Here is an 8,921-nt window from a genome sequence, read left to right as displayed (position 1 = left end):
CAGCCGGGTGCCGGCCGGCCCGGAGTCAGCCGGATTGCCCGCGGCGTCCGGCCCCAGCCGCGCGCACCGCTCCGCCAGCCACTGGGCCGGCGGGCGGGTCCGGGGATCGACCGCGAGCGCCGCCGTGACCAGCGGGAGCAACGCGGCGGGCACGCCGTCGAGTTCGGCCGCCCCCTGCAGCACCCGGAAGAAGATCGTCTGGTACGTGCCGGTGCCGTACGGATTGCGGCCGGTGGCGGCGAAGACCATCGTGGCGCCCCACGAGTGCACGTCGGACGCCCCGCTGCTCGGCTGGCCCTCGATCACCTCGGGCGCCAGGTAACCGGGCGTCCCGATCACCACGCCGGTCTGGGTGAGCTGGGTCGCGTCGGGAACGTGCGCGATGCCGAAGTCGATCACCACGGGATGCCCGCCGGCGAGCATGACGTTCGCCGGCTTGAGGTCGCGGTGCACCACGCCCGCGGCGTGGATCGCGGCGAGCGCCGCCGCCAGCCCGGCGCCCAGCCGTGCCAGCGGGTCGCCGCGCAGCGCGCCGTCTTTCCTGACGATCTCCTCAAGCGTCCGCCCGCGCACGTACTCCGTCACGATGTACGGCGACGGGCCGCCCACGTCCGCGTCGAGGACCCGCGCGACGTACGGGCTGCGCACCCGCCGCATGGTCTCCACCTCACGCGACAGGCGCTGGCGCGCGATGGGGTCCCCGCTCACCGCGGGCCCGAGCACCTTGACCGCGACCGGCCGGTTCTCCGCGTCGCGGGCAAGGTAGACCACGCCCATCCCGCCCTCGCCGATCTTCTCGACAAGGCGGTAGGGTCCGATCTTCCCCCGAAGCGTTCCCAGTCCAGGCATCGTCTCTTCAGACTACGTTCCCTGCCGGCGAATTTCGGTAAAGCCTGGATTACGCTCACTGCTCCGTAAGGAGCCGGTGACCAGGCGGCGCAGCGCCTCGGCCGCCTGCGCGTTGTTCTCCGCCTGCACGACGAGCGCGCTGGCCAGCGCGCTCGCCCACTGCTGCAGGGGAACGCTCTGCCGGGACAGCACCACGCCGCGGACCTCGCGGCAGATCTCGGCGGCCGGCTGGCCGTTCCTGAGGGCGAGGGTCATGACCTGGTCGCCAAGCCGGACCGCGATCTTGGTGATCTCGCCGGAACGGCCGCGCATCCGGTCGGACATCGATGCCTTGCGTTCGACCGTCACGCACTCGGGGGGCAGCGCCTCGCTCAGCGACTTGGTGAGGACACGGGTGTAGATCGCCGCGTCGGTGCTGTCCATCCGCAGCGCGGCCGTGACCATCTCAAGCGAGAGCGCGTCATCCGGCTCAGTCATCTGCTCAGTCCCCACGATCACGACGATCCTGCCATAGCTAAATTACACCGGACCGCCGGCGTCAGCGTCGGTCGAAGGTGGCCTTGCCAGGGCCGTTCTCGATGAAGCTTCGCATGCCCGTCTTCTGGTCCTCGGTGGCGAACAGCGCGGCGAATTGCAGCCGCTCGATCTCGAGCCCGGCGGCGAGGTCCACCTCCAGGCCCCTGTCGACCGCCTGCTTCGCGGCGCGCAGCGCCAGCGCCGGGCCTGTTGCGTACCTGGCCACCAGGTCCGCCGCCGCCTCGTAGACGGCGTCGTCAGGGACCACCTTGTCGGCCAGGCCGATCGCGAGCGCCTCGGCGGCGGCCACGTGCCTGCCGGTGAAGATCAGGTCCTTAGCCCGGGCCGGGCCGACCAGGCGCGGCAGCCGCTGGGTGCCGCCCGCGCCGGGGATGATCCCGAGCAGGATCTCCGGCTGACCGACCTTGGCGCTCTCGCCGAGCACCCGGAAGTCGGCGCACAGCGCCAGTTCAAGCCCGCCGCCAAGCGCGTACCCGGCAACAGCCGCCACCACTGGTTTGGGGATCTCGGCGACAGCGGTGAACGCGGCCTGCAGCCTGGCCGAGCGCTCAGCCATCTGCGGGTAGCCCAGGCCCGCCATCTCCTTGATGTCGGCGCCCGCGGCGAAGACCCGCTCGCCGCCGTACAGGATGACCGCGCGGACCGCCGCGTCGGCGCTCACCTGCGCCGCCGCGGCCGCGATCTCGGCCTGAACCTGCGCGTTGAGCGCGTTCATCTTCGGCCGGTCCAGCCGGATCGTCGCGATCCCGGCCGCCACCTCGACGCGCACGAACTCGCCCACGCCCCTCACCTCCGCATGCAGACCCGCGCCACCCCTACGCTACAGCGCCCTGGGCCTGGTTCCGCCGGTCAGCGCAGGTCGCCGTTGGTCATGCCGGCCGGGGCGTCCGGGTAGGTGACCAGGCCGAGCTCGGCGCGGCTGGCGAGCAGCGGGTGCCTGGGCAGGACCCGCGCGGTGTAGCCGAACGGTCCGGGCCGGCCAAGCTCGACCGCGCCGGAGAACCGCGTCTGCGGACCTGGCGCGCCATCGGCGGGCAGGGTGTCCGGTGCCAGCGTCAGGTAGGACGGATCGACGATCTCGTCGTCTTCGCCCGGCCGGCCGTAGGCCACCTCCACGCAGACGTCGGCCGCGGTCAGCGTGCCAAGCGCGGCGGTCACGTGCACGTTCAGCACCGCGCCGAGGCTCGGCTCGGCGCCTTCCGCCTCCACGTGCTCGATCCGCACCGCGGGCCACGCCTTCCTGACCCGCTCCCGCCAGGCGGCAAGCTCGCGCGCCGCCGCGAAGCCGTCCGCCGCCAGCGCCCGCGACGACTCGGCGGCCGGAGCGTACAGGTGGGTCACGTAGTCGCCGACCATCCGGTCCGCCTGCACGAGCGGGCCCAGGCTGCGCAGCTCGTGCCTGATCATCTCCACCCAGCCGCCGGGAACGCCATCCGGGCCGGCGTCGTAGAACAGCGGCGCCACCGACTTCTCGAGCAGCTCGTACAGCGCCGCCGCCTCGAGCTCGTCCCGCCGCGCCGGATCGGACACGCCGTCCGCGGTCGGGATCTCCCAGCCGTTCGCGCCGTCGTACCACTCGTCCCACCAGCCGTCCCGCACCGACACGTTCAGCCCGCCGTTCAGCGCGACCTTCATGCCGGAGGTGCCGCACGCCTCGAGCGGCCGCAGCGGGTTGTTCAGCCACACGTCACAGCCCTGGACCAGGTGGTGCGCCAGCGCCATGTCGTAGTCGGGCAGGAAGACGATCCGGCGGCGCACGGCTTCTGAGTCGGCGAACCTGACCATCTGCTGGATCAGCCGCTTGCCGCTCTCGTCGGCCGGATGCGCCTTCCCCGCGATCACGATCTGGACCGGCCGGCCGGGGTCGAGCAGCAGCCCGGTGAGCCGCTGCGGGTCGTTGAGCATCAGCGTCAGCCGCTTGTACGAGGGGACCCGGCGGGCGAACCCGATCGTCAGCACGTTCTCGCCGAGCACGTTGTCGATCCAGCTGAGCTCGGCCACGGACGCGCCCCGCTGCCGCCACGATTCGCGCAGCCGCCGCCTGGTCTCCGCGACCAGCCGCGCCCGCAGCTGCCGCCTGATCTCCCACAGCCGCGCCGCGTCCGCCGACGCCGCCGTGGCCGAGTCGCCGAGCTCGGAGATCTCCCTGGCCACCCAGGTGGGCGCGTGCACGCCGTTGGTGATCGAGCCGATCGGCACTTCCGAGGTGTCGAAGCCCGGCCACAGGCCGGCGAACATCTCCCGGCTCACCTGGCCGTGCAGCAGGGACACGCCGTTCACCCGCTGCGCGAGCCGCATGCCCATCACGGCCATGTTGAACACGTGCGGGTCCCCGCCGGGGTAGGTCTCCGCGCCGAGCGGCAGGACCCGGTCGGCCGGCGGCCCGCCGGCCGCGGCCGCGGCGCTGAAGTACCGCTCCACCAGGTCGCGCGGGAACCGGTCGATGCCGGCGGGCACCGGCGTGTGGGTGGTGAACACGGTGCCCGCCCGGCACAGCTCGATCGCCTCGTCGAAGTCAAGCCCGGCGGCCACGTACTCGCGGATCCGCTCCAGGCCGAGGAAGCCCGCGTGGCCCTCGTTGGTGTGGAACACCTCGGGTTCGGGGTGCCCGGTGATCGCGCAGAACGCGCGCACCGCGCGGACGCCGCCGACGCCGAGCAGCAGCTCCTGGCGGAGCCGGTGCTCGCTGCCGCCGCCGTACAGCCGGTCGGTGACATCGTGCAGCGCGAGCTCGTTCTCCTCGACGTAGGAGTCCAGCAGCAGCAGCGGCACCCGCCCGACCTGGGCCAGCCAGACCTGCGCGGTCAGCAGCTTGCCGCCGGCCAGCGTCACCGACACGCGCAGCGGCTCGCCGCCCGCGGTCCGCACCTGGGTGAGCGGCAGGCCGTTCGGGTCGTCCGCCGGGTAGCGCTCCGCCTGCCAGCCGTCTGCAGACAGCGACTGGGTGAAGTACCCGTGCCGGTACAGCAGCCCCACGCCGATCACGGGAACCCCGAGGTCGCTCGCCGACTTGAGGTGGTCGCCCGCCAGGATGCCAAGGCCGCCGGAGTACTGCGGCAGCACCGCGGTGATGCCGTACTCCGGCGAGAAGTAGGCGATCGCCTTCGGCAGGCTCCGCGGCGCGCCGGCCGCGCCCGACTGGTACCAGCGCGGCCGCGAGACGTACGCGCGCAGGTCCGCGAGGACCTCGTCCAGCCTGCGCAGGAAGTCCGCGTCCTCCGCCAGCTCGGCGAGCTGCCCCGGCCGCATCGAGCTGAGCATCGCGAAGGGGTCGCCCCCTGAAGCGGCCCACCCGGCGGGGTCGATCGACTGGAACAGCTCAACCGCGCCCGGATGCCAGGACCAGCGGAGATTCAGCATCAGGTCATGCAGCGGGGCCAGCGGCCGCGGAAGCGTCACGCGGACCGTAAAACGTCGGATCGCTCTCACGGGCAGCCATCATAGGCAACGCGGGCACCAGCCGCCGAACCGTCCTCGGCGCGGGCAGTTATCCAGGGGCCGCGCGCGTTTGTGAATTGCAAGTGGGTACGGTGACCGCGTGATCGGACGCATCCCAATCCTCGACATCGAGCCGGTGGTGGACTGCGGCCACCGCCCGGCCAAGGCGGTCGTGGGCGAAACTTTCCAGGTCAGCGCCACCGTCATCCGCGAGGGCCACGGCGCGCTCGGCGCCGGCGTGGTGCTGCGGGACCCGGTCGGCACGCCCGGCCCGCTGGTCCTGATGCACGAGCTCGCGCCAGGGACGGACAGGTACGGCGCCGAGGTGACCGTCACGTCCGAGGGCGGCTGGCAGTTCCACGTGGAGGCGTGGAGCGATCCGATCGCGCACTGGCACCACGACGCGGCCATCAAGATCCCGCGCGGCCAGGACGTCGAGCTGATGCTGGCCGAGGGTGCGCTGCTCTTCGACCGGGCGGCGCGGGCCATCAGGCAGCCGCCGGGCGGCGTCCGCCAGGCGGCGGCCCGCGCCCTGCTCAGCGGGCTCGCCAGGAAGCTCAGGGACGACAGCCTGCCCCCCTGGGACCGGTTCACGGCCGCCGCCTCGCCCGAGATCAGGAGCGCCCTGTCCAGCTTCCCGCTGCGCGACCTCATCACCAGGTCCGCGCGGCTGCCGGTGCTCGTCGACAGGCTGCGCGCGCTCTACGGGGCCTGGTATGAGTTCTTCCCGCGTTCTGAAGGCGTGCAGTTCGACCCGATGGGGCGGCGGGAGCCGGTGTCAGGGACGCTGCGCACGGCCGCGCGCCGCCTCGAGGCGATCGCCGCCATGGGGTTCGACATCGTCTACCTGCCGCCGATCCACCCGATCGGGACAAGCTACCGCAAGGGCAGGAACAACACGCTCGAGGCCAGGGCAGGCGACCCGGGCTCGCCGTGGGCCATCGGCTCGGGCGAGGGCGGGCACGACGCGATCCACCCCGACCTCGGCACGTATTCCGACCTGGCCGCGTTCGTCAGGCGGGCCAGGGAGCTGAACCTGGAGGTGGCGCTCGACCTCGCCCTGCAGGCGTCGCCCGACCACCCCTGGGTGAAGGAGCACCCGGAGTGGTTCACCACGCGGGCCGACGGATCGGTCGCCTACGCAGAGAACCCGCCGAAGAGGTACCAGGACACCTACCCGATCAACTTCGACAACGACCCGGAGGGCCTGTACGCGGAAGTGCTTCGCATCGTCCGCCTGTGGATGGACCACGGGGTGCGGATCTTCCGGGTGGACAACCCGCACACCAAGCCGCTGCGGTTCTGGGAGCGGCTGCTCGCGGACATCAGGGAGACCGATCCCGACGTGCTGTTCCTGGCCGAGGCGTTCACCCGCCCCGCGATGATGCGCACGCTGGCGATGATCGGGTTCCACCAGTCGTACACCTATTTCACCTGGCGCAACCGCAAGGACGAACTGACCGAGTACATGCTCGAGCTGTCCGGGCCCGCCGCCGCCTACATGCGCCCGAACTTCTTCGCCAACACGCCCGACATCCTGACCGAGTACCTGCAGCACGGCGGGCCGCCCGCGTTCAAGATCCGCGCCGTGCTCGCGGCCATGCTCAGCCCGGCCTGGGGCATCTACTCGGGCTACGAGCTCTGCGAGAACAGCCCGCTGCGCCCGGGCAGCGAGGAGTACCTGGACTCGGAGAAGTACCAGTACCGGGTGCGCGACTGGGACGCCGCGGCACGGGACGGCCTCGGGATCGCTCCCTTGATCACAGACCTCAACAGAATCAGGAATAGCCACCTGGCGCTGCACTGGCTGCGTAATCTACGCTTCCATCTCGTGGATCAGCCGGAACTGATCTGCTTCTCGAAACGGGTGGCCGGCGGGGTGCGGGAACAGTCCGGCGCGGCTTCCGACACCGTCCTGGTGGTGGTGAATCTTGACCCGTATCAGGCCAGGGAGGCCACCGTCTGGGTGGACCTGCCCGCGCTGGGCATCGATTGGCACGAGGGGTTCACCGTCACCGACGAGCTCAGCGGCGAGTCCTACCGATGGGGGCAGGCCAACTACGTGCGCCTCGACCCGGCAGTGCAGCCCGCACACATCTTTACCATTACGCGCGACCTGGCATAACGAATTAGCCTGGCATGCGTCGGTCGAGCACATCCAGGAGACGCAAGCAGTGACAGAGCACGAGCCGGCACCCGGCCGGGACGCTCGTCCAGCCTCGGCACCGCAGCACGGGGCCGACGCCGAGACCCAGTTCGCCATCCCGCCGTCCAGCGCGCATCAGTCACCGTTCATCGTGCCGCCGTTCGCGGCGCCTCCAGGCGAGCCGGTGCCGGACTTCGCCCTCGACCAGCCGCGGGATCCGCAGTGGTACCAGCGCGCGGTCTTCTACGAGGTGCTCATCCGCGGCTTCCAGGACGCCGATGGCGACGGCACAGGCGATATCCGCGGCCTGACCTCCCGCCTGGACTACCTGCAGTGGCTGGGGATCGACTGCATCTGGCTGCTGCCCATCTATGAGTCCCCGCTGCGCGACGGCGGCTACGACATCGCGGACTACATGCGGATCCTGCCCGAGTACGGGAACATCGCCGACTTCGTCGAGCTCATCGAGGAGGCGCACAAGCGCGGCATCCGGGTCATCGCCGACCTGGTCATGAACCACACCAGCGACCAGCACCCCTGGTTCCAGGCGAGCCGCGGCGACCCGGACGGCCCGTACGGCGACTTTTACGTGTGGTCCGACGACCCGGACAAGTACCCCGACGCCCGGGTCATCTTCGTCGACACGGAAAGCTCCAACTGGACGTTCGACCCGGTCCGCGGACAGTACTTCTGGCACCGCTTCTTCTCCCACCAGCCGGACCTGAACTTCGAGAACCCCGTGGTCCAGGACGCGATGATCGAGGTGCTGCGATTCTGGCTCGACCTCGGCATCGACGGCTTCCGGCTGGACGCGGTGCCCTACCTGTACGAGCGGGAGGGCACCAACTGCGAGAACCTCAAGGAGACGCACGAGTACCTCAAGCGCATCCGCGCCGAGGTGGACAAGCTGTACCCGGACCGCGTGCTGCTCGCCGAGGCCAACCAGTGGCCCGCGGACGTGGTCGAGTACTTCGGCGATCCCGAGACCGGCGGCAACGAGTGCCACATGGCGTTCCACTTCCCGCTGATGCCGCGCATCTTCATGGCGGTGCGGCGGGAGCAGCGCTACCCGATCTCGGAGATCCTGGCCCAGACGCCGAAGATCCCGGCCGGCTGCCAGTGGGGCATTTTCCTGCGCAATCACGACGAGCTGACGCTGGAGATGGTCACCGACGACGAGCGCGACTACATGTACGCCGAGTACGCCAAGGACCCGCGGATGAAGGCGAACATCGGCATCAGGAGGCGCCTGGCCGCGCTGCTCGACAACGACCGCAACCAGCTCGAGCTGTTCACCGCGCTGCTGCTGTCGCTGCCCGGCTCGCCGGTCATGTACTACGGCGACGAGATCGGCATGGGCGACAACATCTGGCTGGGCGACAGGGACGGCGTGCGCACGCCGATGCAGTGGACGCCGGACCGCAACGGCGGCTTCTCGAGCTCTGACCCGCAGCGGCTGTACCTGCCGCCGGTCATGGACCCGATCTACGGCTACCAGTCGCTCAACGTCGAGGCGCAGCAGCGCAGCCCGCAGTCGCTGCTGCACTGGACCAGGCGGATGATCGAGATCAGGAAGCGGCACCCCGTCTTCGGCATGGGCGCGTACGAGGAACTCACCTCGAGCAACCCGAGCGTGCTGGCCTTCGTCAGGGAGCACGACGAGGCAGGCACGCCCGCCGGGCGCCGGCCGCACGGCGGACACGGCACCCCGCGAGAGCACGACGCAACCGATCAGATACTCTGTGTTAACAATTTGTCGAGGTTCCCGCAGCCAGTCGAACTTGACCTGCGCAGGTTCATCGGCGTGACGCCGGTGGAGTGCATGGGCGGGGTGACGTTCCCGCCGATCGGGGAGCTGCCGTACCTGCTGACGCTGCCGGGACACGGCTTCTACTGGTTTCAGCTCCCGCCAGTGCGGGAGGAACACGACCGGTGACCCCGCGGCTGCCTA

General features: G+C 70.7%; 6 protein-coding genes. 2 read left to right on the top strand and 4 right to left on the bottom strand.

Going from position 1 to position 8,921, the window contains the following annotated elements:
• From Q1N79_RS23905 to glgP, 4 genes are all read right to left on the bottom strand, one after another.
• A partial coding sequence (locus tag Q1N79_RS23905; RefSeq protein ID WP_300612633.1) for a serine/threonine-protein kinase occupies nucleotides 1-849 on the bottom strand: 849 nt, incomplete at its 3' end.
• Between the two features lie 12 nt (nucleotides 850-861).
• Nucleotides 862-1,326 (bottom strand): hypothetical protein, encoded by a 465-nt coding sequence (locus Q1N79_RS23900; protein WP_300612632.1) that lies wholly within the window; start codon nucleotides 1,324-1,326, stop codon nucleotides 862-864.
• 61 nt (nucleotides 1,327-1,387) lie between these two features.
• Nucleotides 1,388-2,167, bottom strand: coding sequence for an enoyl-CoA hydratase-related protein (locus Q1N79_RS23895; RefSeq protein WP_300612630.1), 780 nt, complete (start codon nucleotides 2,165-2,167; stop codon nucleotides 1,388-1,390).
• A 68-nt stretch (nucleotides 2,168-2,235) separates the two neighbouring features.
• Nucleotides 2,236-4,815 (bottom strand): alpha-glucan family phosphorylase, encoded by a 2,580-nt coding sequence (gene glgP, locus Q1N79_RS23890; protein ID WP_300612628.1) that lies wholly within the window; start codon nucleotides 4,813-4,815, stop codon nucleotides 2,236-2,238.
• Between the two features lie 109 nt (nucleotides 4,816-4,924).
• On the opposite strand from glgP, the gene Q1N79_RS23885 reads away from it, so the two are divergent.
• Nucleotides 4,925-6,949 (top strand): alpha-1,4-glucan--maltose-1-phosphate maltosyltransferase, encoded by a 2,025-nt coding sequence (locus Q1N79_RS23885; RefSeq protein WP_300612626.1) that lies wholly within the window; start codon nucleotides 4,925-4,927, stop codon nucleotides 6,947-6,949.
• Between the two features lie 205 nt (nucleotides 6,950-7,154).
• Nucleotides 7,155-8,906 carry a maltose alpha-D-glucosyltransferase gene (gene treS, locus Q1N79_RS23880; protein ID WP_300612637.1) on the top strand — a complete coding sequence of 584 codons (1,752 nt, stop codon included), beginning with the start codon at nucleotides 7,155-7,157 and terminating at the stop codon, nucleotides 8,904-8,906.
• Nucleotides 8,907-8,921 lie beyond the last annotated feature (15 nt).

This window comes from Trebonia sp. (assembly GCF_030042015.1).
Classification (GTDB): domain Bacteria; phylum Actinomycetota; class Actinomycetes; order Streptosporangiales; family Streptosporangiaceae; genus Trebonia.
The sequence above is the reverse complement of the archived record's forward strand: the minus strand, read 5'-3'. Positions and strand labels throughout refer to the sequence as shown.

What these genes read in the sequence shown, in the direction of transcription:
- Q1N79_RS23900 (WP_300612632.1), bottom strand. Translation starts at nt 1,326, where the DNA reads ATGACTGAGCCGGATGACGCGCTCTCGCTTGAGATGGTCACGGCCGCG.